General features: G+C 68.4%; 23 protein-coding genes. 4 read left to right on the plus strand and 19 right to left on the minus strand.

Going from position 1 to position 26,467, the window contains the following annotated elements; genetic code table 11:
• Positions 1-216: 216 nt before the first annotated feature.
• From ACFWU5_RS10270 to ACFWU5_RS10315, 10 genes are all read right to left on the minus strand, one after another.
• Entirely contained in the window at positions 217-1,320 is a 1,104-nt protein-coding gene (locus tag ACFWU5_RS10270) for a glycosyltransferase (protein WP_379266868.1), read from the minus strand.
• Positions 1,317-2,657 carry a glutamate-1-semialdehyde 2,1-aminomutase gene (locus tag ACFWU5_RS10275; protein ID WP_379266869.1) on the minus strand — a complete coding sequence of 447 codons (1,341 nt, stop codon included), beginning with the start codon at positions 2,655-2,657 and terminating at the stop codon, positions 1,317-1,319. The genes ACFWU5_RS10270 and ACFWU5_RS10275 overlap by 4 nt, the downstream gene beginning before the upstream one ends.
• The gene (locus ACFWU5_RS10280; RefSeq protein ID WP_379266870.1) at positions 2,654-4,114 is read right to left on the minus strand and encodes a GNAT family N-acetyltransferase; all 1,461 of its coding nucleotides are present in this window, start codon (positions 4,112-4,114) and stop codon (positions 2,654-2,656) included. Before ACFWU5_RS10280 ends, ACFWU5_RS10275 begins: the two co-directional genes overlap by 4 nt.
• Positions 4,111-5,469: a glycosyl hydrolase family 28-related protein gene (locus ACFWU5_RS10285; RefSeq protein ID WP_379241751.1), complete on the minus strand. Its 1,359-nt coding sequence runs from the start codon at positions 5,467-5,469 to the stop codon at positions 4,111-4,113. The genes ACFWU5_RS10280 and ACFWU5_RS10285 overlap by 4 nt, the downstream gene beginning before the upstream one ends.
• The gene (locus ACFWU5_RS10290; protein ID WP_379241752.1) at positions 5,466-6,746 is read right to left on the minus strand and encodes a Wzz/FepE/Etk N-terminal domain-containing protein; all 1,281 of its coding nucleotides are present in this window, start codon (positions 6,744-6,746) and stop codon (positions 5,466-5,468) included. The genes ACFWU5_RS10285 and ACFWU5_RS10290 overlap by 4 nt, the downstream gene beginning before the upstream one ends.
• Positions 6,737-8,029, minus strand: a complete 1,293-nt coding sequence (locus ACFWU5_RS10295; protein ID WP_379266871.1) for a hypothetical protein — start codon at positions 8,027-8,029, stop codon at positions 6,737-6,739. Before ACFWU5_RS10295 ends, ACFWU5_RS10290 begins: the two co-directional genes overlap by 10 nt.
• 50 nt (positions 8,030-8,079) lie before the next feature.
• On the minus strand, positions 8,080-9,096 hold the full coding sequence (locus tag ACFWU5_RS10300; RefSeq protein ID WP_379266872.1) for a glycosyltransferase: 1,017 nt from the start codon (positions 9,094-9,096) through the stop codon (positions 8,080-8,082).
• A complete protein-coding gene (locus ACFWU5_RS10305) occupies positions 9,093-10,343 on the minus strand; it encodes an oligosaccharide flippase family protein (RefSeq protein ID WP_379266917.1) in 1,251 nt (416 codons plus the stop codon). The genes ACFWU5_RS10300 and ACFWU5_RS10305 overlap by 4 nt, the downstream gene beginning before the upstream one ends.
• 139 nt (positions 10,344-10,482) lie before the next feature.
• A complete protein-coding gene (locus ACFWU5_RS10310) occupies positions 10,483-11,616 on the minus strand; it encodes a glycosyltransferase family 4 protein (RefSeq protein ID WP_379266873.1) in 1,134 nt (377 codons plus the stop codon).
• Positions 11,613-12,674 carry a glycosyltransferase family 4 protein gene (locus ACFWU5_RS10315; RefSeq protein ID WP_379266874.1) on the minus strand — a complete coding sequence of 354 codons (1,062 nt, stop codon included), beginning with the start codon at positions 12,672-12,674 and terminating at the stop codon, positions 11,613-11,615. The genes ACFWU5_RS10310 and ACFWU5_RS10315 overlap by 4 nt, the downstream gene beginning before the upstream one ends.
• Before the next feature lie 220 nt (positions 12,675-12,894).
• Between ACFWU5_RS10315 and ACFWU5_RS10320 the strand changes: the two genes are divergently transcribed.
• Complete coding sequence (locus ACFWU5_RS10320) at positions 12,895-13,731, plus strand: glycosyltransferase family 2 protein (RefSeq protein WP_379266875.1); 837 nt, start codon at positions 12,895-12,897, stop codon at positions 13,729-13,731.
• A gap of 79 nt (positions 13,732-13,810) precedes the next feature.
• On the opposite strand, the gene ACFWU5_RS10325 is transcribed toward ACFWU5_RS10320, so the two are convergent.
• On the minus strand, positions 13,811-14,443 hold the full coding sequence (locus ACFWU5_RS10325) for an MspA family porin (RefSeq protein WP_379266876.1): 633 nt from the start codon (positions 14,441-14,443) through the stop codon (positions 13,811-13,813).
• Between the two features lie 213 nt (positions 14,444-14,656).
• On the minus strand, positions 14,657-15,742 hold the full coding sequence (locus ACFWU5_RS10330; protein WP_379266877.1) for a class I SAM-dependent methyltransferase: 1,086 nt from the start codon (positions 15,740-15,742) through the stop codon (positions 14,657-14,659).
• A 14-nt stretch (positions 15,743-15,756) separates the two neighbouring features.
• On the opposite strand from ACFWU5_RS10330, the gene ACFWU5_RS10335 reads away from it, so the two are divergent.
• Positions 15,757-16,320 carry a dTDP-4-dehydrorhamnose 3,5-epimerase family protein gene (locus ACFWU5_RS10335; protein WP_379241760.1) on the plus strand — a complete coding sequence of 188 codons (564 nt, stop codon included), beginning with the start codon at positions 15,757-15,759 and terminating at the stop codon, positions 16,318-16,320.
• Here ACFWU5_RS10335 and ACFWU5_RS10340 read toward each other — a convergent pair.
• The 4 genes from ACFWU5_RS10340 to ACFWU5_RS10355 are packed head-to-tail and all read right to left on the minus strand — an operon-like array spanning position 16,298 to position 20,035.
• A complete protein-coding gene (locus ACFWU5_RS10340; protein ID WP_379241985.1) occupies positions 16,298-17,332 on the minus strand; it encodes an NAD-dependent epimerase/dehydratase family protein in 1,035 nt (344 codons plus the stop codon). The genes ACFWU5_RS10335 and ACFWU5_RS10340 overlap by 23 nt on opposite strands.
• 2 nt (positions 17,333-17,334) lie before the next feature.
• Entirely contained in the window at positions 17,335-17,985 is a 651-nt protein-coding gene (locus ACFWU5_RS10345; RefSeq protein WP_379266878.1) for a PIG-L deacetylase family protein, read from the minus strand.
• Positions 17,982-18,758 (minus strand): glucose-1-phosphate cytidylyltransferase, encoded by a 777-nt coding sequence (locus ACFWU5_RS10350; RefSeq protein WP_379266880.1) that lies wholly within the window; start codon positions 18,756-18,758, stop codon positions 17,982-17,984. The genes ACFWU5_RS10345 and ACFWU5_RS10350 overlap by 4 nt, the downstream gene beginning before the upstream one ends.
• A gap of 8 nt (positions 18,759-18,766) precedes the next feature.
• On the minus strand, positions 18,767-20,035 hold the full coding sequence (locus ACFWU5_RS10355) for a methyltransferase domain-containing protein (protein ID WP_379266881.1): 1,269 nt from the start codon (positions 20,033-20,035) through the stop codon (positions 18,767-18,769).
• Between the two features lie 488 nt (positions 20,036-20,523).
• Between ACFWU5_RS10355 and ACFWU5_RS10360 the strand changes: the two genes are divergently transcribed.
• Positions 20,524-22,023 carry a sugar transferase gene (locus tag ACFWU5_RS10360; protein WP_379266882.1) on the plus strand — a complete coding sequence of 500 codons (1,500 nt, stop codon included), beginning with the start codon at positions 20,524-20,526 and terminating at the stop codon, positions 22,021-22,023.
• A gap of 49 nt (positions 22,024-22,072) precedes the next feature.
• On the opposite strand, the gene ACFWU5_RS10365 is transcribed toward ACFWU5_RS10360, so the two are convergent.
• The 3 genes from ACFWU5_RS10365 to ACFWU5_RS10375 all read right to left on the minus strand — a co-directional run bounded on the left by ACFWU5_RS10365 (position 22,073) and on the right by ACFWU5_RS10375 (position 24,461).
• Positions 22,073-22,873 (minus strand): hypothetical protein, encoded by an 801-nt coding sequence (locus tag ACFWU5_RS10365; protein WP_379266883.1) that lies wholly within the window; start codon positions 22,871-22,873, stop codon positions 22,073-22,075.
• A gap of 109 nt (positions 22,874-22,982) precedes the next feature.
• Positions 22,983-23,912, minus strand: coding sequence for an ATP-binding cassette domain-containing protein (locus ACFWU5_RS10370; protein WP_379266884.1), 930 nt, complete (start codon positions 23,910-23,912; stop codon positions 22,983-22,985).
• A 3-nt stretch (positions 23,913-23,915) separates the two neighbouring features.
• Complete coding sequence (locus tag ACFWU5_RS10375) at positions 23,916-24,461, minus strand: TetR family transcriptional regulator (RefSeq protein WP_379266885.1); 546 nt, start codon at positions 24,459-24,461, stop codon at positions 23,916-23,918.
• 73 nt (positions 24,462-24,534) lie between these two features.
• Between ACFWU5_RS10375 and ACFWU5_RS10380 the strand changes: the two genes are divergently transcribed.
• Positions 24,535-26,466 (plus strand): acyl-CoA dehydrogenase, encoded by a 1,932-nt coding sequence (locus ACFWU5_RS10380; protein WP_379241769.1) that lies wholly within the window; start codon positions 24,535-24,537, stop codon positions 26,464-26,466.
• Position 26,467: the final 1 nt, after the last annotated feature.

Below are 26,467 nucleotides of genomic sequence, written 5' to 3' on the forward strand. Positions count from 1 at the left end.
TGGATGCGGTATCAAGGGCGCGGGTCCAGCACGCAATGGCTGGAAAGAAACCGGGCACATCGTCGTCTCGGCTGTGACCAACCGTACTCGTGAGTAACCTGAGCGGGCAAGCTCACAGGTGTCTGTGACCGTGTGGGGTTTGTCACCTGTTGTCGCAGGTCAAAGGGTATGTGTGACAGATACTTTCAGTAACCGCGAGTTGCAGACAACTTGTCGCTACCGTGCGGACAGGACGTCGCTGACGGTTCCCGCCATCTTCGCGCGGAACACCTCCGGCGCGAAGGTCATGGCGTGATCGCGGACCTTGGCGGGATCGTAGGTCTGCGAACGGAAGTCGCGCATCACCTGCGCCAGTGCCGCCACGACCTCGTCATCGGAACCGGCCGGCACGTATTCGCCGGTGACGCCGGGGCGCACGGTGTCCAGGGCGCCACCCGCGCCCACAGCCAGCACCGGGGTGCCGCAGGCCATGGCTTCCACCGGGACGATGCCGAAATCCTCGATGCCGGGCATGAGCAGGGCCTGGCAGCGCCGGTACATGTCCTGCAGCAGATCGCCGGAGGTGGCGCCGAGGAACGTGGTTTCCGGGCCCGCGATCTGGTCGAGTTGGGCGCGGAAGCGGCCCTCGCCCAGCACGACCAGGCGGACCCCGGCCAGCTGGGCGGCGCGAATGGCCAGGTCGGCGCGCTTGTACGGCACAAGCCTGCCCGCGTACAGGAAGAAGTCCTCACGCGGCACGGATGAGTCGGGGGTGAAGCGGCTGACCTGCACGGGCGGGTTGACCACCGACGCGGGCAGTCCCCACCAGTCGGTGACGCGCTGCGCCACGGCGTGGGAGTTGGCGATGACGTGCGTCAGGCGCGGCGCGGCGCGCAGTTCGCCCCGGCGAGCCAGCGTGCCCAGGGCGCCCAGGGCGAGTTGGCCCGCGCGTCCGCCGGCTTCCTGGGCACGGAACTCGCGGTCCCACGCCCAGCGAGCGGGGGAGTGCACGTAGGCGACCACGGGTGCGTCGGTGGCCAGGGCGGCCTGGGTGGCGAACGCGTGATGGCTGATCACCACAACGTCGAAGTCGCGCAACGGCATTCGGCGTAGTGCGCGTGGCACGAGGGGGAGCAGGGGTGCGTGCCTGCCGCCGGTGAGGTCGTGGGCCTTGCTGAGCCAGGTGTCGTGAACATCGCGCACGGGTTCACGCACGCCGCCGGGGGCGACGATCGGCGCGAAAACCTGTGCCTGCGGCCAGGTTTCGACGAACTGGCCGACCACGGCCTCGGAGCCGCCGAACTCGGTGAAACGTTCGTGGACGATGGCGACACGGGTCATGCGCGGGTGCTCGTTTCGATCTGTCGGGGTGCGGCGGTGCGACGCAGCGCGGGGGCGACGGGGCGGCCGCGTAGCAGCCCGTGCACGGTGCCGCGCTCGATCGCGCGGGCGTAGACCTGTGCCGCCTCGGCGCAGGCGGCGATCGTGGTCGCGATCGCGTCGTCGTCGTGGGCGGCGGAGGTGACGAACGACTGGCCCAGTACGCCGCGAACCAGCAGTTCCTGGATGAACAGCGTCCGAAAGGCTTGCGACGGTGCACCTTCGGCGTCGAGGGTGCGGTAGATCAGGCAGGAGGGTCGGCCGCGCACCTGGAGGAAATCGGCGATGCCGAGGTCGGCGGCGATCTTGTTGACGCCGTCGGCGAGGGTGCGACCGGCCTGTTCCATGCGCGCCACCGGGTCCTGCGTGCGATAGGCGTGCACCACCGCGCGGAACGCGGCCAGGGCGGAGGTTTCGGGGCCGTGGGTGGTCGAGAGCAGGAACACGCGATCCTCATCGGTGCGCAGGCCGCCGCGTTCCATGTACTCGCGCTTGCCCGCGAGCGCGGACAAAGGAAACCCGTTGCCCATCGCCTTGCCCCAGCACGACAGGTCCGGTGTCACCCCGTAGACGGACTGAGCACCGCCCGCGGCCCAGCGGAAGCCGGTGATCATCTCGTCGAACACCAGCAGCGTGCCATATCGATCACACAGTGCGCGAACACCTTCCAGGTATCCGGGCAGTGGCTCGGCCATGGCGGTCGCGGCTTCCATGAACACCGCGGCCACGGTGCCGTGCGCCAGCGCAGCCGCCAGCGCGTCGAGGTCGTTGTACGGGAATTTCACCGTGTCCACGGCCGGGATGCCCGCCGCCATCTCGGTGGTGCCGATGAACCAGTCGTCCACGGAGAAGAACGGCTGATCGCAGATCGCGACGGTGGTCCGGCCGGTGACCGCCCTGGCCAGGCGCACCGCGGCGGTGGTGGCATCGGAGCCGTTCTTGGCGAATTTCACCATATCGGCGCCGGGCACCAGCGCCAGGAAGTCCTGTGCGGCGAGCAATTCCAGCTCGGTAGGCCTGCTGAAGCTGACACCGTCGGCGATCGCGGCGGTCACCGCGGCCAGCACCGGGGCGTACCCGTGCCCGAGGGTGACCGCACGCAAGCCCATCCCGTACTCGACATAGCGATTGCCGTCGGCGTCCCAGACGTGAGCGCCGTTGCCGCGCACCAGGATCGGGGCCATGCCCTCGGGGTACTGGTCGGCGCCGCGGGCGTAGGTGTGGGCGCCGCCGGGGACCAGGTCGTGCAGGCGGTCCTGCAGGTCGTTGCTGCGGCCGAAACCGTGATGCTCGGTCATGCGGGTGCCCCTCCGGCGTCGACAGAATCTGGTGCGGTGCACAACGCCCACAGGTCGTGATCGGTGAAAGTGCCGTCGCTGCCACGGAATCGGTGCAGGGTGCCCTCGTGGCGCAACCCGGCCGCCAGCGCTACCGCCGCCGCGGTCGCGTCGGTGGCGGGGATCGCGCACGCGACCCGCCAGATACCGCGTTGCTCGATGGCGTACGTGATCAGCATGCGCAGTGCGGTGGTCGCGACGCCGGGGTCGCTGGACGGCGAAACCTCTACCGCCGCACGGACATTGTGGTCGAACATGTCCTGGTCGAACAGGCGGCAGTAGCCGACGTAGCGGCCGCGGTGTTCGACGGCGAACAGCAGGCCGTGCGCGCTGCGGATTCCCGCGCGGGATGCGGTGAAGGACTGCCACCACGTCCGGATCGTGCGCAATCGCATCGCGGGGCGGCGGGTCGAGGGTGGTAGCGGTGCGCCCACGTCGCCGGCGAAATCCGTTCGGCGCCAGGTGCGTACGGTCACCGCGCGTTCTTCGTCATGTAAGGCGACCGTTTGCGAGCGGTGGATCGGGTCGGCGACATGGCGCAACCTGCCGATCAGACGCCTGGCCAAGGCGCGCAGGATCACCGACCGGGCGATCGTGCGGCTGCCGTCGTCGGTCGCTGGGCCGTTCGCGTCGGAGGACGGCGCGCCCCGCATGTTGGAGGACAGCGCGTTGTGCCCGTCGGAGGACGTCGCGTCGTGCCTGTCGACCGAGTTGCCCGAGTTGCCCGAGTTGCCCGGGTCGCTCGCTGCCGCGAGATCGTGCGCCGTCGCCGTCGCCGTCGCCGTCGATGCCGGATGCGCGGCCAGATACCCCGCCAACCAATCGGCCGCGAACCCACCCGGCGGTATCCGATCCCGCGTCACCGCCCACAATTCGTGGTCGACCCTGGCACCACCCGCGTCGAAGTACCGCGTCATCACCGCCTCGCACTGCCAGTGCTTGCGCACCGCGCGGCGCGCATCGGCATTGGTCACCGCGATCGGAGCCGTGATCCGTTCCAGGCCGACCGTGTCGAACCCGTAGTCCAGCAGCATCGACCCCGCGTAGCCGGTGACCCCGCGGCGGCCGATCTCGGTATCGACCCACACGCTCATTTCCGCGGACCGCGCGTGCTGGTCGATGCCGACCAGTTCGATCTGCCCGGCGAACCGTCCGTCGATCTCGAGCACCATGCCCACCCGGCGACCCGCCGCGGATTCGGCTGCCGCACTGAGGCATTCGTGCACCCAGCTCGCGGGCGTATGCCGTTGCTCCCACGACAGCGGCGAGCTGAACCAGTACGGTTCCAGCATCGCGCGATCACGCAGCCGAATCCGCCGCCACTGCGCGTAATCGTCGAACCTCGGTGGGCGAAGCAGCACGGTCGCGCCGTGTAAGCGGACCGGTCCGATCCGCGCCGAAGCGTAGGACGTGCTCATCGTCGCGGCCGTTGCTTGCCCATGGACACGGTGCGCAACGCCCCGTCGGTGCCGACCACCAGGCGCCAGAACCCGCCCGCGGGATCCTTGAGCACCACACCCGCTTCGGCGTGATCGGATAACCAAGCGCCACTGGACAATACGGCCGAGCGCACCGCGCCGTCGTTGCCCTGGGCCTGGAACAGGTCGGCGTCGCCCTGGCCTGCCCTGGTGATCACCGTGCCGGTGAATCGTGAGGTGCGCATTCCGCTGCGCCCGATCACCTGCCACCCGTCGGGGAACACGCCGGCCCGCAGATCGTCGGCGGTGCCGGAGATGAGGTTGATCGCGGTGCCCTCGGCGCAGTCGGCGGGGTCGATGCGCAATTCCGTTGCGGGACGGTCGGATTCCTGGTCGAAGACCACATTGGCCAGGTACGGCTGCCTGCAGTACACCAGGTCGATGCCGACCGAGCGGGCCGCCACCTTGCAGTTGACCATGCCGAACTGGGCGGGTCCGCCCTTGCCCTTGGTGCCCACCGAGACCGCGATGTCGGCGCCCTCGAACCAGATATTGGTCAGCCACCAGTCGTTGGCCGCGCCGTCGATCAGGATGTGCCGGTCGGTGGTGCGCGGATCACGATCGGACACGAATTCGGTATTGGTCAGTGCCAGACCGGCATTGTGGTCGTTGCCGGTGCCGAGCACGCCCACGTAATTGCTGGTGAATTTCGACGAGGTGACGTAGTTCTGGATGCACTGCGTTTCCAGGCCGACGCCGAAATTGTTGATATCGCAGTTGATGAACGCGGTGCCGCCGGTATTGCGGTCCAGCACCACGCCGCGCTGGGCCAGGTACCGAGGGTGGTTGTCGCTGAGGTGATTACCGCGGATCACCACCCCGTCGAACGAGCAGCGGAAGCACTCCGACAGCACGAAACAGGTGGCGCGCGGTCCGGTGAGGTAGAAACCTATGCGGGAGAACCGAACCCGGCTGCGCTTGTCCAGGTGGATCAGCGTGATGTCGTCTTCGCAGAAGATCACGCTGGCATCGCCGCCGTCGCCGAGAACGGTGGCGTAGTCGGGCATCTCGGGCCAGGAGCGGACCCGATAGGTGCCCGCGGGGAAGTACAGGACCACCGGTCGATCTCTGGCGCCCGCGGCCGCGGCGATGGCCGCGGTGTCGTCGGCCTTGCCGTCGCCCACGGCACCGAAATCCCGCACATTGCGGGCCGCGGGGGTATCGCTGACGTGCGGTGAGCGGAATTCCGCCCCGGGTTCGGGCTCGGCGGCGCACGCCGCGGCCAGCGGCAGCACCGCCGCGGCACCGAAAGTGGCGGCCAGCAGCCGCCGACGACCTACCGACTCCTCGCTCATACCGGCAGCCGCTCCAGGAATCGGGTCAGCCCCGCCGACGGCTTGCTGTACACGACCACACCGGTGAGTTTCGCGGTGCCCAACGTCGCCAGCGCACCACGCAATCCGGGCCCCGACAGCGCACCCAGTTCGACCACGCCCACGGTCGCGTCGCACAGGGGTGCCACGCCGAGCGCGTCCGCGGCGACGGTGACCGGCGCGGTCTCCACGATGACATGGTCGAAACGCGACGCCAGATCGGTGAGCAGTTCGGCGAACCGACCCGAGGCCAGCAGGTCGGGGGTCTGCTGATCCGACGCACCCACCGGCAGGAACGCGATCCCGGTCTCCGACCACGGCGTCAGCGCCTTGGCCACCGGCAGGGTGCCGCGCAATACCGCGGCCAGCCCGGGGCTGTCGCTGGTGATGAACTTGGAGCTGCCGCCGCCGCTGGTATCGGCGTCCACGAGCACCACGTGATGTTCGCTGTCGGCCAGCGAACGGGCAAGTGCCATCGCGACATCGGGCTCCGAGCGCGGCGACAGGCTCGTCAACTGCACGGACTTGGCCGGGTCGTGCTGCAGCAAGCGGCTGCGCAACCGGCGCGTCTCACCCGCGGCCGCGGGCCTGCCCGCATCGATCACGCCCAACACCGGAACCGGCAGCGCGCGCGCGACCGCGTCGGGTGTGCGCAGCGACCGGTCGGTGCGTTCGCGCAGCAACGCCGCACCCGCACCCAGCATCAGGCCCGCGATCAGCCCGAGCAGCACGAACCTGCCCGGTTGCGGACCCAGCGGTGTGCTGGGCACCTGCGCGCGATCGACCACGGCGACCCGGGCCGCGGGCGCGGCGTCGCGCTGGATCGACTCGAGCTCGTCGACGAGTTTGCGGAACTGCGACACCGCGGAATCGGTGAGATCGCGGGCACCGGTGGGGGAGGAGTCCTCCACCGCGATCATGATCACCGAGGTCGCGGGCGGTGAGCTGGCGGTGATCTTCGCGCGCATCTGCTCCGGCGTGATCTGCAAACCCTTCTCGTCGACCACCCTGGCCGCGACCGTGGTCGAGGCCGCCAGGTCGAGGTAGGACCGCACGCGCTGTTGAGCGGCCAGACCGCCCTGATACGAGTCGTTGACCGAGGTGCCGGTCGCCATCGACACATACATCGAACTCGACGCGGAGTACGTGCTCGGCACCGTGGTCGCATAGGCCCACGCGGCCCCCGTGCATACCAGCACCACGGCCACGATCAACAGCCATCGCTGTCGAACAATGCGCCAGATATCGATCAAACCCATCGCTGGGACTCCATTTCCCCTGGTACTACACATGATTCGGTGCGCCGGAACTCTTCGACGACCAGATACACCAGCCACGCCAGCACGGCGGTCTGCATGAATTTGCCGATATTTTCCATACTGCCCAGAATTCCGCGCTCGAACAGCGTCGAGGCGCCGGTGATCGCCAAACCGAGCACGACCACCGGAAACCACCGCGAATACAGCGAATACGACCAGGCCAGCAACAGCGCGAAGGTGAACAGCGCGCAGATCACCACCCCGGCGTAGCCGCCCAGCACGTAGCCTTCGTTGAAATTGCCCTCGGCCAGCGAGACCGTCACCGTGCTCATATCCACCGAGGCGCCGCGTACCTGGTTGGCCCAGGCCGTGCCTGATTGGAATTTCTCGAGGCCCAGCAGCGGTGCCGGGATCAGGCTCAGCGTCGAGTGCTGGACCACCTCCGACGGGGCCAGCCAGCCGCCGGGACCGTAGAACAGGGCGTCGGTCGCGGCTTCGAGTAGGTCGAATCGGCGCAGGATGCTCAGGAACGGTTGCACGTTGTCGGGGTAGATCGAATCCACCGACGCGGCGTCGCGGGCGGCGGTGCCGGTGGACTTGAACGACTGCAACCAGCCGAAGCCGATCACGCCGAGCACACCGATGCCCGCCACGCCCAGCGCGGTGCGCCGGTTCCAGCCGATCATCGAGAACCGGATGGCCAGTGCCAGCGCGGCGCCCAGGATCGGGGTCTTGGACTGCACCGCCGAGGACCACCACAGTTCGCCGACCAGCAGTGCCGCGAGCATGATCGCGGTGCGGCGCGGGTCGGGCGGGCGCAAGAAGATGATCAGGCCGATCGCGGCGATCGAGGCCGGGACCGCGAGGAACGCCAGCAGCGGGTTGGCGCTGCCGACTTCACCGGCGGTGCCCGCGGTGCCCGTGGCCTTGCTCGCGATCCGGCCGAGCATGCCGATGATGTACAGCGCCAGCAGAGCCGGTACGAAATCCGCGTCGTCCAGGGCCGCGGGCCGACGCAGCGGTCGGCGGTGCGACCAGATCGCATAGGCGACAACAAGTCCCGCGTACACCCACAGCCCGAACACAACATGCTGCAATGCCAACGCGATCCCGCGGTCGTAGCCCAGGTCGGCCAGGCGCGGGTCGGGCACGTTGTCGCCGAAGTGCGGAACGGGCTGCACGGTCATCAGCACCAGCGGTCGCGCGACATACGACAGCGACCAGAACAGGGCCTGCGCGACCAGGAACACCCGGGCCACGCCGGGAACCCACAGCGCGGCCACCGCGATGACCAGCAGCGCGGCGGCGACGGCGGAGACGGTGGCGTAACCGGTCAGGGCCGCACCTCCTGTGCCAGCGCCACGATCTCGCGCGCCCGATCCACGTAGCGGTGCCCGTCGGCCAGCACGCGGCGGTGTCCGGCGTCGGCCACCGCGGCGACCTTGTCGGGTTCGGCCGCACACCGATCGAGGATGTCGTGCAGTTCGTCGGTGTCGGAGAACAGGAAGCATTCGGTGGTGTCGTCGAGCAGTTCGGCGTGCTCGTCGGTGCGTTCGCCGACGAAAAGGCCACCGGCAGCGGGCACTTCGAAGGTGCGGCAGGTGTGGGTGTCGCGGTTGTCGGAGTTCAACAGCACCAGGTTCGCGCGGACCTGGGCCACCGCGGCCGAGTACTGGGCGCCGTAGACGGCACCGCCCACGTGCGCGCCGGTGGCCCGCAGCTCGGGAACTCGGCGCCAGCCGGGGCCGCGCACGAGCATCCGATCGCCGTACCGTTTCGCCAGGTCGACCATGGCGGTGCGTCGGTCGGGTCGGCACACGCCGATGAAGCCGACGAGAAAGTCGCGGCCCTCGCGGCGCGCGGTGGGGTGGTGCCACGCGGGGTCGTAGGCACTGCGCACGAAACCGACGGCGCGCGCACCACGGGCGGTCAGCTCGGGCACATTGTGGCGTTTGGTGGTGACCACCAGATCCCACTGGGCTTCGTGCGCGAGGTAGGCGGGGGTGAGGTTTTCCGGGTTCGCCACATCGTCGGCGCTGTAGTGCACGTGCAGCGCGCCGGGCAGATCGAGCAGTCTGCGCTGGTCGAGATGGATTCCCTTGAACACGAACACCATATCGGGATCGAAGGCCGCGGCGCTACGTTCGATTCGCTCGTGTAATGCGCGCACCTGCCACGGGGCCCGGTCGCCGCGCGCTTTGGCGTAGATCCACGGTGGCGACAACCGGGTCGGCAGGGTGATCGCGGTGGAGTCGATCACGAGCACTTCGTGGCCGGCCTGGCGGAAACCGTCGGCCAGCGAGCGGGCGTTGCTGCCGAGCCAGTCGTCGCCGATGAACAGAATTCTCATGCGTGCGGATCCTTGTTACGCCGGTCGCGCAGGACCAGCATCCTGACCCGCGCGAGATACCAAGCAGCCACGGTGTATTCGACCAGCACGCTGCCGTAGACCAGAGTATGTACCGAGCGGGTGTGGAACGTGAGGCCCAGCGCGCAGGCCGCGATCACGGTGCCGATCACCGCGCCGGTCAGTACCCCGAAGGTGTCCTGGCGCACCGGCAGGATGGCGGTGGTGACGAACGAGGTGACCGTGGTGGCGGGCAGGATCAGGATCTCGATCCGCAACAGTGCGGTGGCACTGAGAAATTCGGTGCCGAAGATCACTTCGATCAGCCAGGGCGCTGTCACCCACACCAGCGCGCTGACCAGCGACGCCAGCGCCACACAGGCCGCCAGCACACGCATGCTGTCGCGCCAGAAGTTGGCGTCGCCGCTGCGCCGGGCCATGCGGGGCAGCAGCGCGAAACCGATGGGGTCCAGCAGTGATTGCAGCGCGCGCACGAGGCGGTCGCCCGCGGAGTACAGGCCAAGCGCTGCCGCGTTCAGGACCACCGAGTAGATCGCGGCGGCGCCCTGGCCGTAGGTGGTGATCAGCAGGCGGGAGGCGAAAACCGGTGCGCCCGTGCGCAACAGCTCGCGCACATCGCTGGGTCGCGACGGTGCGCCGTAGCGTCGGGAGGTGTCGATCCAGGTCGCCACGACCGTGGGGATCGACGAGACCAGCAGGCACAGCACCGCGACCTGGGCGCTCGGCATCCGTGGCAGCACACCGACCAGCAGGGCGAGGTAGCCGAGTCGGCCGATGCCCTGGTAGGCGGTCGACGCGCCGAAACGGCCCTGGCCGATCAGCAGCCAGTCCTCCGACATCGACCAGAAACCGCCCGCGAACAGGCCCAGCAGGATCATCTGCACCGGCTCGGGGACACCGAAAGCCAGCCCTGCCCCCAGCGCCAGGCCGAGTACCAGCAGCAGCGTGACGCGCACGGCGAGGTAGTCGCCGCGCAACTGGTTGATCGCGGCGAAACGCGCACCCGCACCGTGACTTTCCTCGGCGTCGGGCACGCGTGCCGCCATGAACGACGTGATGCCCAGGTCCACGATCAGCGAGCCGATGAAGTAGGCCGACATCGCCATCGCGAGCAGTCCGAGGCCGTGCGCGCCGAGCACGCGGGCGATCAGCGGCACGGTGATGAACGTGACCAGGTACTGCCCGTACTTGCCGAAGCTGACGAAGCCGATATCGCGCAACACCGCCAGCGGACTGGACTTGACGTGCTTGCCGCCGCCGCCGGAGCCGCGCTCGTCGTCGGGGCGACGGTGCGCGCCGGACTGGCGTGGCACGGCTTGCACGTGCGGGAAGACGTCGGTGGTGACAGTGGCCAGGTAGCGGTCGTGCTCAGTCACCGCGGGTCACCATGGTGTCGAGGAAGTCGGCGACGGTGCGGGCGCTGGCGTGGATGTCGAAGTCGCGAGCGCGGTCCCGGCCCGCGCGGGCCAGGCGTGCGCGGGCGGCCGGGTCGTCGAGCAGGGTTTCCAAGGCGGCGGTGAGGGCGCCGACGTCGCCGCCGGGCACGAGCAGGCCGTGGACGCCGGTGTCGATGATCTCGGCCGGGCCACCCGGTGTCGCGGCGATCACCGCGCAACCCGCCGCCATGCCTTCGACCACGACCTGCCCGAACGGTTCGGGCAGCACCGAGCAGTGCACGAGAATGTCCGCGGTAGTGAGGTATTCGGAGGGATCGTCGACGTGGCCGGTGAACTCGACCGGTACGCCCAGTTCGGCCGCGAGTTTCTCCAGCTGTGCGCGGTACGGTTCCTCGCCGAAGAAGGTGCCGCCCACCAGCATCACCCGCGCGGGGCGCACGGTCAGTGCCGCGACGGCGTGCAGGAACACGTCCTGGCCTTTCCACGGGCTGAGCCTGCCGACGACGACAACCACCGCTTCGGCTGCCGGCCGGGTGCGCGGATCTGTTTGTGTGACAGGCAGTTCCACGCCGGGGTAGGCGATCGCGGTGGGTAGGTCGGGCAGGGTGGTGGCGGTGGCGTGGCTGTTGGCCAGCTGGCCGCGGCACGCGAGTCGGGCCAGCGCGCGGATGGCCATCGCGGGAATTCGACCGAAGTAGTCGGGGGAGACGCGGTCGTGGACCTGCCACACCAGGGGGACGCGGGCGCGGCGGGCGGCCACCGCGCCCAGAACCAGGGCCTTGGTGCTCTCGGCGACCACGACATCGGCACCGGCGGATTTCACCGCCGCGCCGACATTCCAGCCCAGTCGCAGCAGGGCGAGGAAGCCGGTGAGCAGGCCGAGCACGCCGGTGCCGATGCGCATCGCGCGTGAGTCGAATTGCCCTCGCACGACCAGGGTTTCGATGTCGCGTGCCCGCATGCGGGCCACCATCGGGCCGTCTTCGGTGTAGATCATGGTGACCCGGTAGCGGCCGGTCGCGCGCAGGGCGTCCAGCAGGCGCAGCGTGGCCAGTTCGGCGCCCGACGGTGCGGCGGTGTGCGCGAGGAACACGGCCGTGGTCATCGCAGCGTCCGATACAGGTCCGCGTGCCGGGCCGCGGCGACATCCCAGGTGAAGGTTTCCGCGTGCGCTCGGCAGGCGTCGGGATCCGGGACGGTGCCGTTCAGCGCGGTGACCAAGCGGGCGGCCAGGGCATCGGGCTCGCCGGCGGGGACCACGAGCGTGGGGTCCAGACCGCGCACCGCGTCGGGCAGTCCGCCGCAGTCGGTGACGATCGGCGGTCGGCCCGCGGCCAGCGACTCCAGGGCGATCAGGCCGAACCCTTCCAGCGCGAGCGTGGGAACCACCGAGACCGTGGCTTCGGCGTAGAGCTGGGTGAGCTGGTCGTCGCTGACCCGGCCGATGAAATCGACGGTGTCGCGCAGGGTTGCCGCCGCGGCGCGCAACTCCGCTTCGGCGGTGCCGGTGCCGACCACGACCAGGCGGGCGTCGGGGTGCGCGGCCAGCACCTGCGGCCACGCGCGCAACAGCATGTCGATGCCCATGCGCCGCTCGAGCCTGCGCACGCACAGCACGGTCCGGGTCGCGGCGGTGGTATCCAGGGGTGCGGCGCGGAACCGGTGCAGGTCTACGCCGGGAGCGATGATCGAAATCCGTTCGGCGGGAACGTGATAGTCGCGTTCGAGGACGTCACCGAAGTGCTGCGACAGCACGATGAACCGGTCGGCGCCGCGGTAGCGCAGTCGTTCGAACAGGTACTTGGCGCGCACCGCCCGCGCGGACTCGCCCGCCATCGCGCTCTCCTGCGCCCACGGGCCGTGGAAGTGGACCACCAGCGGCAGCTTCGACGTCGCGGTGCGCGCGACCGGGCCGTACAGGCAGAAGTGCCGGTCCACGACGGTGCCGGGGGACAGTTCGTGGCGGGCGAGCAGCGCGGTGCGGGCGCGGTGCAGGGTGGAACCGCCCGTCGGCCCCCATGATCGGGCGCTCGCGTCGTCGGCGGGGCCGAACGCGGACGCGGTCACCGCCAGCTCCGGGCGGCGCGCCACAGCGCGGTACAGATCGGTGAAATACCGGTTCAGTCCGCCCGGTGTGGCACCGAACCATTCGGAACCGGTCATGTGCACACCGAGCATTGCGGTCGCAGTCGTCAACCCCCGCACCCTTCATCATGTGTCCCGCGAAGTGCATCCCGACCGGCGAAATCGCTCTATACCCATAGTCTAGGGGAGTAATCACCTGCGAGCCTACCGGGCGGCGGCCAGTGCGGTCGCGGTGTAGATTCGTCACAGGGGATGAGGGGGTGCAACAAGGCGCGCCCCGATAACAGGGAGTGCCTACATGGTTTCCGCGTTGACGGTGTGTATACCTGCCTACGACGCCGAGCGCACGCTCGCGGTCACACTCGAGTCGGTGCTCGCCGAAGACGCCGACTTCGAAGTGCTCGTGCTCGACAATGCCAGCGTCGACCGCACCGGCGAGATCGCCCACTCCACCGGCGATCCGCGCGTGCGGGTGCTGCGCAACGAATCGGTGCTGCCGATCGGGGCCAACTGGGACCGAGTGATCCGGTCCGCGTCGGGTGACCTGGTGAAAGTCGTGTGCGCGGACGACATTCTGCGCCCCGGTGCGTTGACCGAACAGTGGGCGCTGATGGCGGACCCGTCGGTGGCGATCTGCGCGGGACGCTTCGATGTGATCGACGAGCAGGGCGAACTGCTGGAAAGCGACCTCGGACTGCCGGGACTGCTCGGGCGTCGCACGCCACGGGAACTGGCCAAAGTCATTGTGCGCCGGGGACCGGCGGAGTTCGGGCCCACGGCCGCGGCGATGTTCCGGCTGGCCGACTACCAGCGCGTGGGTGGGTTGCGGCCCGACCTGGTGTTCCCGATGGATGTCGACCTGTTCGCGCGGGTGGCCACCGGTGGGCACTTCGTCGGGATGGACCGCATCGTGGCGGCCTGGCGCAATTCCTCGTTCAACCTGTGCAGCCGCACCACCACCAGGTCCAAGCTCACCGATATGTACCGCTTCCACCATCGGATCGCCACCGATTACCCCGAATTGGTCACGCGCGGTGATGTTTTCACCGGGGACCTGCGGTTGGTGGGTCAGATCATGGAACGCGTGCGGGTGCGCACGCTGGGTGCGGTCGGTGCGGTTCGTCCCGGCGGATAGCTGTTCGCCCGGCGGAAAATAGTTCAGCGCACGATGTTCCAACGCCCCGGCGGGTCGATTCCCGCCGGGGCGTTTCGGATCAGATGGAGAAGGTCTTGCCGTAGGTGACCACGGTGTCGCCGCCCGCGCCCACGATCTTCACGAACGGGCGGACGTTGGTCTGTCCGAGCACGCCGGTGACGGTGCCGTGGAAGCCCGAAAGGCGAAGCACGCCTTCGGCTCCGGAGATGTCGCCGCCCGCGACCTCGACCTCTTGGATGCCCGGTCCGAAGCCCACGGCCAGTTCGATGCCCGCCTGCGGGATCAGGCCGTCGATGGAGGCGCTGGGGTCGCTGCCGATCTCGATGCCGAGGCTGGGCGTGGACCACTCGAACTTGAGCTTGCCGTCCAGGGTGGCCGGGTAACCGACCTGGTAGCCGATGGTGATGTGGCCCGACCAGTCCGCGGCGTCGGGGCCGGTGACCAGGTAGGAGGCCGCGCCACTGTGGAACCACTCACGGGTGAGCGGGTTTCCGTCCAGCGGGGCGACGAAGTCGATACGGGTGTCGGATTGGATGGCCTCGACGGTGCGGTTCTTGCCGTCGAGAACGGTACTGCTGCTGTCGATTCCGGCACCGGCGGAGCCGGCCCCCATCGCCAGACCGACGGCGATGGCCGAAGTCATCGCGGCAATGCGCAGCGCGCGCGGACGAAACACAGTGTTTCCCCTCATCAGATGTCCCCTGGATACTCGCCCGTCGAACGCTGCGTTCGACGCCGCTGGCCCCCGGAGGATCTGGGCGCCGGCCACCGCGACGCTGCGGTGGTCCAGCGGTGACCGAAGTTCGATCATGGTGCGGCGCTGGGCGTTCCGAGTATCCCACGGGATTCGATCATGCGCTGATCAACATAAGATCGTCTATGCCACAGTCTTCGCACGACACTATTACCGGCGTGGGCCACCCGGATCGTCGATAGTCCAGCGACCGTCGAGTTCGGGCAGGGCGGTGCGGACCTCGGCGAGCAGGTCGGGCAGCGTCAACAGCACGACGTCAGGGTTCGCGGCGACCAACTCGGCGGGGGAGATGATCGGCACATCGGTGCCCGGCATGCGGCAGCCCTGTTTGGCGGGTGAGGCGTCGGCGACCGCGGCGAGCAGGCCGCGGTGGGCACCCGCCATGGCCAGCAGGGCTACGGCGCGGGAGGCGGCGCCGTAGGCGTACACCCGGTGTCCTTGTGCCGCACCGGCTTCCAGCCAGTCGCGCAGGGCGTGGACGTGCCGGTCGACGGTGTCCTGAAGCTGTGCGGTGGCTGCCAGCGCTTCGGCCTCTGCCGCGAGGATCTTCTCGACCGCGGCGTCGGGTGCGTGGTCGCCGTGGCGGACCGCGAGCAGTACGGTGCCGCCGTAGAGGTCGAACTCCCACGCGGTGACCACGCTCATGCCCGCGGCCTGCAGCAGGCTACGCAGTGTTCGCAGGCTGTAGTAGGCGAAGTGCCCGTGCCGCAACGCATTCCACTGGCCTTGGGCGACGATGGTGGCCAGCGAGTGGTACTGCACGAGCAGCACGCCATCAGCGGCCGTGGCCGCGGCACGGGCTGCGAAGGCGGCCCGCTGGTCGGGTTCGTGCATGATGCCGAAACAGTCGAGAACCACATCGGCTGGGCCACCAGCGGTTTCGGTGAAGCCGTGTTCGGTCAACAGTGGCAGCCAGGTGCCCCCGTGCGGACTGCCGAACTCGGTGACTGTGTGGCCGTGCAGCAGCCCGGCATCGTGCACCAGGCGTACTGCTGCGGCGGCCTGGTCGCGCAGTGCCTGCGGTTCGATGCCGCGGGGTTCGGCGGTGACGGTGTCGTCGTCGGCGAGTTGGGCCAGTCCGCAGTCGGCACACTGGTCCATGCGCAGCGGGTGGCCCGCGTCGTAGGTCGCGATCGCAGTGTCACGTGGCGGAAAGTGATCGGCCGCGGGCACAGCCCCCAGGTCGAGAACGGGTGTGAGCGTGGAATTTCCGCAGCCGCGGCATCGGCGGGTCATGGCAGGATGTCCTCGTGCGTATCGAGCAGACCGAATTGGCCGACGTGGTGGTGCTGGTTCCCGAACCGTTCCGGGACGAGCGTGGACTGTTCACCCGAACCTTCGACGCGGGCGAATTCGACGCTCACCTGGGCGTACCAGGGGCGGCGGCGAGTTTCGTGCAGGATTCGCAGTCGAGGTCGGTGCTGGGCACGATCCGCGGGATGCACGGGCGTGGTGGGCGTGGGGAGGCGAAGCTGGTGCGGTGCGCGCACGGTGCGGTGTACGACGTGCTGGTCGACATTCGTCCCGAATCGCCGACTTTCGGTGCGCGCCAAGCATTTCGGCTCGACGATGAGCACTTCCACCACCTGTATGTACCGCCGGGTTTCCTGCACGGTTTCCAGGCGCTGACCGAAGTCGCCGATGTCTGCTACCGCATCGACCGTCCGCACGATCCCGCCGAGGACCTCGGGGTCGCCTATGACGACCCCGAGTTGGCCATCGACTGGCCGCTGCCCATCGGCCCGGTCTCCGCGCGCGACGCGCAGGCCGACAGCTGGGCCGCGTTGCTGGCTAGGCTGACGCCGACGCACTGATCCGACGCAGCTGCGCGTCCAGCACGCCGGAATCGCACAGGCCCTGCAGGTGCGGCAGCCGGGTGAAGCGGCGGAAGAACGCGTCGGAAGTGAGTCCGCGCGCGGTGTACTCGGTGAACAGCTCGGCCGCGCCCGCGGGTACCGTCCACTGCGCTTCGAAGCCGAGAACCTCACGTGCGTAAGAGAAGTCGACCCGGTAGGAACGTGGGTCGGCACCGCTTTCGCCGGTGATCAGCAGTCGCGAACCCGGTACGGCCTCCACGACCGAGGCGGCGATCTCGGCCACGGTGAGGTTGTTGACCTCGGTGCCGATATTGAACGCCTTGCACGACACGTCCGCGGCGGGCGCGGTCAGACAGGTCGCGAACGCAGTCGCGATGTCTTGCGCGTGTACCAGCGGACGCCATGGAGTGCCGTCGGACAGCACCTTCACCTCGCCGGTGAGCACGGCGTAACCGACCAGGTTGTTGAGCACGATGTCGGCGCGCAGACGCGGTGAGAACCCGAAAGCTGTTGCGTTGCGCAGGAATACCGGCACGAAGCTGTCGTCGGCCATGGCGGCCACGTCGTCTTCGACGCGCACCTTGCTCTCGGCGTACGGCGTGATCGGACGCAGGGGAGCGTCCTCGGTGACCAGGTCGGCACCGGCGGCACCGTAGACCGAACAGGTGGACGCGTACAGGAACCGCGCGACCCCGGCCTCCTTGGCCAGGCGGGCCAGGCGCACCGACGCGTGATGGTTGATGTCGTAGGTGATCTCTGGTGCCAGGGCACCCAGTGGATCGTTGGACAGCGCGGCCAGGTGGATCACCGCGTCGAAACCGCGCAGGTGTTCGACGGTGACCTCGCGCAGGTCCACCGCCAAACCCGTTGGGTCACCGGCGAATTCACCGAGCACGCAGTCGGCGAAGTAGCCGATGTCCAGGCCGGTGACCTGGTGGCCCGCCGCCTGCAATACCGGCACCATCACGGTGCCGAGGTAGCCCTGATGTCCGGTGACAAGTACCCGCATGTTCACGTCTGTTCCCATCTGATGATCGCTTTGTCGAGCACGAACGCCTCGGCATACGGTGCGTGGCACTGCACGCCACGCAGCCGGGCCAGCCCGAGGAAAGCCTGGTCGTCGAACCAGTCGCGGCCGGTCTGCGACGGGTAGTGCTTGTGCAGCAGTTCCGACTTCTGTTGGGCCAGTGCATGACTCAACGGGTGGTACAGCGTCGGCGTCGGGGTGTCGGTCTCCCACTTGAGGATTTCGTAACCCAGGGTGAGGTGGTCGCGGAACTCGGTGGGCACCAGTTCGGCCAGCAGGCGGTGGTCCTGGTGGGCGTCGCCGCGATGCGGGGCGAACACCACTTCGGGTTCGCCGCCGCGACGAAACTCCGCGAGGGCGTCCTTGATCCGGTCCCAGTGCGCGGGTGCTCGACCGTCAGGGACGTCGAGGACCCGCAGGTCGGGTTCGGTGCCGGAGCAGAACGCGGTCAGTGCCGCGCGCTCCTCGTCCTCGCGTGCGGTGCCGCCACCCGACAGCACCAGCGCCCGCACCCGCACCTGCGGATCTGCCGCGGTGAGCGCGAGAAGCGTTGCGCCCATACCGATCGCGATGTCGTCGCAGTGCGCGCCCAGCACCGCGATGCGGCGAGGTGGTTGGGTGAACAACCCGATCACGGCTGGTCCCACACCATCCACGGGCGGGTGCCGTTGCGGTAGGCGTCGTCGAGTTCGGCGCGTTCCTTGAAGGTGTCGGCGGGCTTCCAGAAGCCCATGTGCTGATACCCGAACAGCCTGCCCTGCCCGGCCAGCGTGCCGCACGCGTCGGCGACCAGGTCACCGCCGGGCGGCAGCAGATCGAAGATCTCCTGGCTGAGCACGAAGTAGCCGCCGTTCTCCCACAGCGGCATCTGCGCCACCGGGATGATGTCCTTCACCTCGCCCGAGGGCGCGATATCGACACAGTGGAACGAGGACTGCGGGGGCACCACCATCATCGACGCGGCAGCGCCCGAGGCGTGGAAACGTTCGATCATGGTGTCCAGGGGTGCGTCGGTGAGCACGTCGGCGTAGTTGGCCAGGAAGTACTCGTCGCCGTCGAGGTGGTCACGCACGCGGCGCAGCCGCTCCCCGATCGCGGACTCCACACCGGTGTCCACGAAGGTGATCGACCAGTCGCTGATATCGGTGCCCAGCAGCTCGAGCTGGCCGTTGCGGATCACGAAGTCGTTGGACGCGGACTCCTGATAGGTCAGGAAGAAGTTCTTGATGTGCTCGGCGCCGTAGCCAAGACACAGCACGAACTCCTTGTGGCCGTAGTGCGCGTAGTAGCGCATCACGTGCCACAGCAGCGGGCGCGGGCCCACCAGCTGCATGGGCTTGGGCACGACATCGCCGGAACCGCCGCGCATGCGCATGCCGTATCCGCCGCAGAACAGGACGACCTTCATCGGTTGGTTCACTTTCCTTCGGAGTGTGCGCCGGCCGTCACCGGCGTACCGACGTCGATGGTGCCGCGATGCAGCACCGGCAGCGGATAGATCAGTTCGCCACCCCACTGCGCGACGTGGCGCAGCTGGGCGGTGATCTCGGTTTCCAGATTCCACGGCAGCACCAGCACCACATCGGGCCGGTCGGCGTCGATGCGTTCGGGCGCGTGGATCGGGATGCGGGTGCCGGGGGTGAAGCGGCCGTGCTTGTACGGGTTGCGGTCCACGGTGTACTCGAGCAGGTCGGGGCGGATGCCGCAGTAGTTGAGCAGGGTGTTGCCCTTGCCCGGTGCGCCGTAGCCGACCACCCGCTTGCCCGCCGCGCGGCAGTCCAGCAGGAATCGCAGCAGCTCCTGCCGCACCGATTCCGCACGGGCGCGCAGCGTGTCGTACCCGGCGGGTTCGTGCAGGCCCGCGGCCCGCTCGAGGTCCAGGACCTCCTCGACCCGGGCCGTCGGCTGTGCGACCGCGTCGGGACGGGCCCACAGTCGAATCGAACCGCCGTGGGTACCGAGCAGCTCGACGTCGACGACGGTCAGACCGGCGATCGCCAGCGCGCGCTGCGCGGAATGCACGGTGTAGTACTGGAAGTGCTCGTGGTAGATGGTGTCGAACTGGCCAAGTTCGACCAGGTTCAGCGCGTGGTGCACTTCGATGCTGAGCCAGCCGTCGTCGCTGAGCAGGGTGCGCAGCGCGTGGGTGAACCCGCGCAGATCGGGCACGTGCGCGTAGACGTTGTTGGCCACCACCAGGTCGGCCGGACCGTGCTCGGCGCGCACCCGCGCGGCCGAAACCTGGTCCAGGAACGCGGTTTCCGTCGGAACGCCCGCTTGGCGCGCGGCCAGACCCACGTTCACCGAGGGCTCGATGCCAAGGCACCGGATGTCGCGCGCGACCGCGTGCCGCAACAGGTAGCCGTCGTTGCTGGCCACCTCCACGACGAACGAATCAGGACCCAGGTCCAGGCGTTGCGCCGCGTCGGTGACGAACTGTTCGGCGTGGCGCACCCAGCTGTCGGAGAACGACGAGAAGTACGCGTACTCGGTGAAGGTGTCCTCGGGAGTGATCAGCGCCGGGATCTGCAACAGCAGGCAGTCCTCGCACAGCCGCAGATGCAGCGGATACGTCGATTCCGGCAGATCGAGTTCGGCCGTGGCCAGGAAACTCTCGCACGGCGGCGTCGCGCCCAAATCGAGAACGCTGCGCAGCCTCTCGGAATCACAGAGTCGACATTGCACGTGGAGCCCCCACCTTCATACCCGTTCACCAAAAATGTCACGGCTGATGCCGGTCATGCCGGACGTCGGCCCGACGGAGTCAGACGTTACAGCGGCGCGCGGCATCCGGCGCCGAAAGGTGCCGGGGCAGAAACAGATTCGTGGTATGTTTCGGAGTTCGACCAGGTCGATCCGGCACCGGCTAACTGTCGGCGAGGCCGACCGATTCTCACGTTTCTGTGACGCCACTCACTGCCGAAAGCGGCTGTCCTGCACTCATATCGAAAGGCGATAGCGATATTCGTGATAGCCATCGGGTTGCCGTGTGATCTGGCTAACTATCGGAATCGATTGCGACAGTGACACTTCGGCATGAATGCCGCGCCAGGGTCTGTAACAATCATCGAGCGGGGATCGAATCGACGGGAAACAGGCACGGCCGCTGTGGCCGCGTCCCGGTCGACGGGGATCGGGAAACGATTCGTCTCCCGAAGGGGAGGTGTGGGTTCATGAGCTACGAGCTCACCGGTATCGGCGACGTAGAGGTCGCCAACGGTGTCCAGGCGATGCGCCGTACGCAACGCGAGAATTGGCAGTCCACGTTCGTCCAGCGGTTGGCCGTCACCGACGTCATCGCGGTGTTCGGCGCGGTCGGGGCCGCGCAGGCCATCCGCTTCGGCGGCCCCGCCGCACCGCCGCTGGCCTGGCCGCTGCCCTACGAGGTGGGCTATTCCGTGGTGTCGCTGGCCCTGGCCGTGGGGTGGCTGGCGCTGCTGCACGGGTACGGCAGCCGGGCACCGCAGACGGTCGGCACCGGCGGCGAGGAGTTCCGCAGGCTGGTGTCGGCGACCCTGCGACTGTTCGGGGTGCTGGCGATTTTGGCGCTGCTGTTCCGGGTGGAGGTCGCGCGAGGTTATCTCGCCATCGCACTGCCCGCCGGCTTGGCGGCGCTGATCGCGGGACGCCTGGCATGGCGAATTCGGTTGCGGCAGTGGCGAGCTCGCGGACGATGCCACACCTCGGTGTTGGTGGTCGGGTCGCCCGAGGCCGCGCATGCGATGGCTACCGCGTTCACCGGCGACCCCGGCTCCGGCTATCGCATCGTCGGGGTGTGTGTGCCCGCGGGATCTGTTGGCGCGCAATTCGATACCACCGATGGACCGGAGGTGGTCGGCGACGATCGCTCGGTGCTGGAGGCGGTGCGGCGCAGCGGGGCCGATTCGGTGGCCGTGGCGGCCACCGAGCATCTCGGGCCCGCCGAATTGCGGCGCATGGCTTGGGCTTTGGATCCGCTGGGCGTGGATCTGATCGTGGCGCCCGGTGTGGTGGACATCGCGGGGGCCCGATTGACCAATCGACTCGTGGCGGGAATGCCCATGTTGCACATCGACCCCCCGCGCTACGGGCGCGCCAAGTCCAGTCACAAAGCGTTGTTCGACTTGTGTTTCGCCACACTGGTATTGGTGCTCATCGCGCCGATGCTGATCGTGATCGCGATCGCGGTGAAGGCGACCAGCGCGGGGCCGGTGTTCTACCTGTCGGAGCGGATCGGCCGCGACGGCATCCCGTTCCGGATGATCAAGTTCCGCAGCATGCTCGTGAACGCCGAGAGCGCGGTGGAGGCGCTGATCGAGAGCAACGGCGGAAACCCGGTGTTCTTCAAGGTGAAAGACGATCCGCGGGTGACCTCGGTGGGCCGGTTCCTACGCAAGTACAGCCTCGACGAACTGCCCCAGTTCTTCAATGTGCTGCGCGGGGACATGAGCGTGGTCGGGCCGCGCCCACAGGTGCAGCGCGAGGTCGACAGCTACGACGGGGAGATGCGACGGCGGTTGCTGGTGAAGCCGGGCGTGACCGGGTTGTGGCAGGTCAGCGGGCGGTCGGATCTGTCGCCGGAGGATTCGGTGCGGCTGGATCTGTCGTATGTCGAGAACTGGTCGATGGTGCTGGATCTGGCGTTGATCGCGCGCACGGTCGGCGCGGTCACTCGCGGCGACGGGGCGTACTGACACCGGGGTGGCGAGTCGACGCCACCCCGGTCCGGTCGGTAGGCGGAGCTCACCCCGTCAGTGCAGGTCCCGACGGCGGAATGCCATGAGCCCCAACAGGAGTCCCGCGGAGGCAACCGCGAGCAGGTAGGCGATCGGCACGATGTCGAACCCCGCGCCGGGCAGTTTCGGCGGGTGCACGAAGGGGACCAGATCCAGAATCCACTGCGGGAAGCTGCCCACCGAGTCGCGCGTACCGCACGCGCCCGACCGCTGCGGACAGGACCGTTTCGGCGCGGCCCGAGCGTTCCTCCTCGTGCAGTCGCAGCACCGCCGACACCGAATAGGCGCCCGCGGCCGCGGCCAGCATGGTGACCGCGTAGGCGATGAACGACTTCTCCAGATCCGCCGACCCGCCCAGCGCGGTGACCACATCGCGCGGGGTGTCGCTGTCGTCGAGCATGCCGCCGATGCTGGTCACCGCCCCGCCGATCAGCAGCTCGTACAGGGCGAATCCGGTGGCCCAGGCGATCAGCGAGCCACGCTGCAACCGCCATGCCAGGCCCACCGGACCCGACAGGTCACCGCCCGCCACGGCCGGACCCGGGCGGTCGGCCAGCAGGCCCGCACCGAGATCGCGGGTGCGCAGCAGCTGATAGGCCAGCAGGTTCGCGCCGGTGCCCAGTGTCGCCAACGGCAGCAGTACCCACCAGCGTTCCTCGGCGAATGGGCGGATCTGCAGGCACCAGCCCAGCGGCGAAAACCACGACAGCACACCGTTTCCCGCGTCGCCGACCGCCCGCACGGCGAACGCCGCGCCCGGTGCGATGCCACGAGCAGGGCGGGCATCAACCCGATCAGCACCGACCACAGCGGCGCGATCACGCGGTCACGACGCAGGGACAGGCGCAGCATCTGGCCGGTGCCCACGAATTCGGTTGCGGTGCCTGATGTTCGGTGCGGGGTGGCGGCAAAGGTGGTCATGCGTGCACCTTTTCCGCGGTCTCGGTGTTGTCGACGTGGTAGTGGCACAGGAACAGATCCTCGAGTGTAGGCGGGGCGCTGGTCAGGCTGCGCACGCCCGCGTCGCTGAGGACCCGGATCAGCGCGCCCAGGTGTTCGGCGTCGACCCGGCAGCGCAGCGTGGAGCCGTCGCGTTCGACATCGTCGACACCAGGCAGCGCGCTCACATCGCCGGGATCGCCGATCAGGTCCGCGGTGATGGCGGTGCGGCTCAGGTGCCGCAGGTCGTTCAACGATCCTGATTCGACGGTGCGACCCGACCGGATGATCGTGACCCGGTCACACAGGTGCTCGACCTCGGACAGGATGTGGCTGGACAGCAGCACGGTCGCACCGCGCGCGGCGGCGGCCCGCACGCAGTCCTGGAACACCTTCGCCATCAACGGATCCAAGCCCGAGGTCGGTTCGTCGAGGATCAACAGGTCCGCGTTCGCCGAAAAGGCCGACACCAGTGCGACTTTCTGCCGGTTGCCCTTGGAATAGGTGCGGGCCTTCTTGGTCGGGTCCAGCTCGAACCGTTCGATCAATTCGCCGCGTCGCGCCTGGTCGATCCCGCCGCGCATGCGGGCGAGCAGATCGATGGTCTCGCCACCCGACAGCGACGGCCACAGCGTGACATCGCCTAGGACATAAGCGATTCGGCGATGCAGGTCGACCGCATCGGTCCATGGATCGTGCCCGAACACCGTCGCCCGGCCGCCGGAGGCGCGCAGCACGCCCAGCAGAACGCGGAGGGTGGTGGACTTTCCGGCGCCGTTGGGGCCGAGGAAGCCGTGGATCTCGCCCGCGTTCACGCGCAGGTCCAATCCGTCCAGTGCGGTGAAGCGGCCGAACGTCTTTCGCAGGTCCGCGACCTCGATGACCCGGTCGGTGCTGGAGGTGAGCATCGTCTACTCCTCGAAAAGGGTGTCGAGCATGGTGGAGTCGGTGAGCAAGCCCCGGGTGTAGAGCTCTAGCGCGGGGAAGGTGATCTCGTCGGACAGTGCGCGAATGGCCTTGCGGTAGTCCAGCTTTCCGTCGCCGGGGGTGCGCATCTGCAGGTAGAGGTTCATCGCACCGACGTGACACAGCACGATGTAGCGAGCGCGCGCGGCGTGATCACGGCTGAGCTTGATCGTGCCCGCGTCGACGCCCGCCTGCATGTACTGCTGCGCGTCGCTGATCATGTGTTCCAGCAAGGAGATGGCCAGTGCGCCGCCGGCCTGGAAACTGCGCAGCATGTAGGCCACCAGGGAGGCGTAGATCTCGATCTCGGCCATCGCGTGCAGGATCCCCGCCGGTGACGGGGACTGGAGGTTGCGCAGCTTCTCTTCGCGGATGATCTCGAGCACACGCTCGTCGCAGGCGGCGCGCAGTCCGTCCTTGGAACCGAAGTGATGGTTCACCAGCCCGGGCGAAACCCCCGCAGCCGCGCCGATCGCCCGGACGCCGTTCAATCCGTTGGCAAGAGTTCGGCCGTACCGAGTTTCGGGCCTGGGAGACACCGCGCACGCGGGCTAGGGTCGAAGCATGGCTACCGGCACATCGACGACGGCAGAACATCTCCGCGCAGCGTTGGACGGACCGTGGCGCGCGATCAGGGAGCAGGCGCGCACACAGCTTTCCGGCGAGGAACTCACCGACGATCCCGAACTCGACATCCACGCGGCCAGGGCGCGCGTGCTCGACCAGATGCGCGTCATCGCGACCATGGGATACCCGGAGAAGGGTTTCCGGCCCGAGAACGGCGGCACCGGCGACCCCGGCGGCGCGGTCACCGGACTGGAGATGTTGGCCTACGCGGACCTGTCACTGTGGGTGAAATCCGGTGTGCAGTGGGGACTTTTCGGTGGCGCGGTGGAAAACCTGGGCACCGAACGGCACCGCGACTTCATCAAACAGTTGATCTCCCTGGATCTGCTCGGCTGCTTCGCGATGACCGAATCCGGGCACGGCAGCGATGTCGCCGACCTGGAAACCACGGCCACCTACGATCCGGCCACCCAGGAATTCGTGATCAACACCCCGACCCCCTCGGCGCGCAAGGACTACATCGGCGGCGCCGCGGTGCATGCTCGGATGGCGGCGGTGTTCGCCCAGCTGATCGTGGGCGGGGAGAGTAAGGGCGTGCACTGTCTGCTGGTGCCGATCCGCGACGAACTCGGCGCTGACCTGCCCGGCGTGACCACCTACGACGACGGACTCAAGGGTGGCCTGCCCGGCGTGGACAACGGACGCATCGTGTTCGATCACGTGCGGATCCCGCGCGAGAACCTGCTCAATCGCTACGCCGACGTCGCTCCCGACGGCACGTACAGCTCCGAGATCGAGAACCCCAGCCGCCGGTTCTTCACCACGCTGGGCACGCTGGTGCGCGGACGCGTCAGTGTCGGTGGTGCGGCTGCCGCGGGTGCCAGGGTCGCCCTGAGCATCGCCGTGCGGTACGCGCTGGCCCGCCGCCAGTTCGCCGATCCCGACACCGGCGAGGAAACGCTGCTGCTGGATTACCGCAGCCACCAGCGTCGGCTGCTGCCCCTGGTGGCGAAGTCGTTCGCGCTGGCGTTCGCGCAGAACGATCTCGTGCGTCGGATGGATTTGATCCAGCGCGGGCAGGACACAGAGCCGAGCTCGCAGCGCGCGTTGGAGAAGCGGGCGGCCGGTTTGAAGGTCGCGCAGACCCGGCACGCCACGCGCGCGATCCAGGAATGTCGCGAAGCATGCGGCGGCGCAGGCTATCTCACCGAGAACCGACTGGTGACATTGAAGGCCGATACCGATGTGTTCACCACCTTCGAAGGTGACAATGTTGTTTTGACCCAGCTGGTGGCCAAGGAACTGCTCACCGCGTACTCCGACGAAATCCGTGATCTGGACGCATTGGGCTGGGTGCGGTTCGCCGCCACCATGGCCGGTGACGTGGTGCGCAAGCGCTCTGGCGTGCGTCAGCTGATCCAGACCCTGCGCGACCGCAACGACGAATCCGTCGACGAAGGTGACCTGTCCAAACGCGATGTGCAACTGGCGCTGTTCGCCGACCGCGAGGACTACCTGCTGCGCACCGCCGCCCACCGGCTGCGCGCCCGCGCCGAGGACACCGGCCCGTTCGAGGCGTTCAACAACGCCCAGGACCACATCCTGGCCGCCGGTGCCGCGCATATCGACCGGCTCGTGCTCGAGGAATTCGTCGACGGGATCGCCGCCATCGAGGACCCCGACGCCAAGGCACTGGCCGAAACCGTCTGCGACCTCTACGTGTACGCGTCGCTGGAGGAGAACCTGGCCTGGTACATCATGCACCGGTTCATGTCGGTGGAACGGGCCAAGTCGGTGCGGCGCGGGGTGAACGAACTGGTCGACCGGTTGCGCCCCGATGCGCTGACGCTGGTGGAGGCGATGGGTGTGCCGGAGTCGATGCTGCGCGCCGAAATGCTGCACGACGCCAGCGTTTTCGATCGCCGCTAGG

The organism is Nocardia sp. NPDC058640, assembly GCF_042716995.1.
Classification (GTDB): Bacteria; Actinomycetota; Actinomycetes; order Mycobacteriales; family Mycobacteriaceae; genus Nocardia.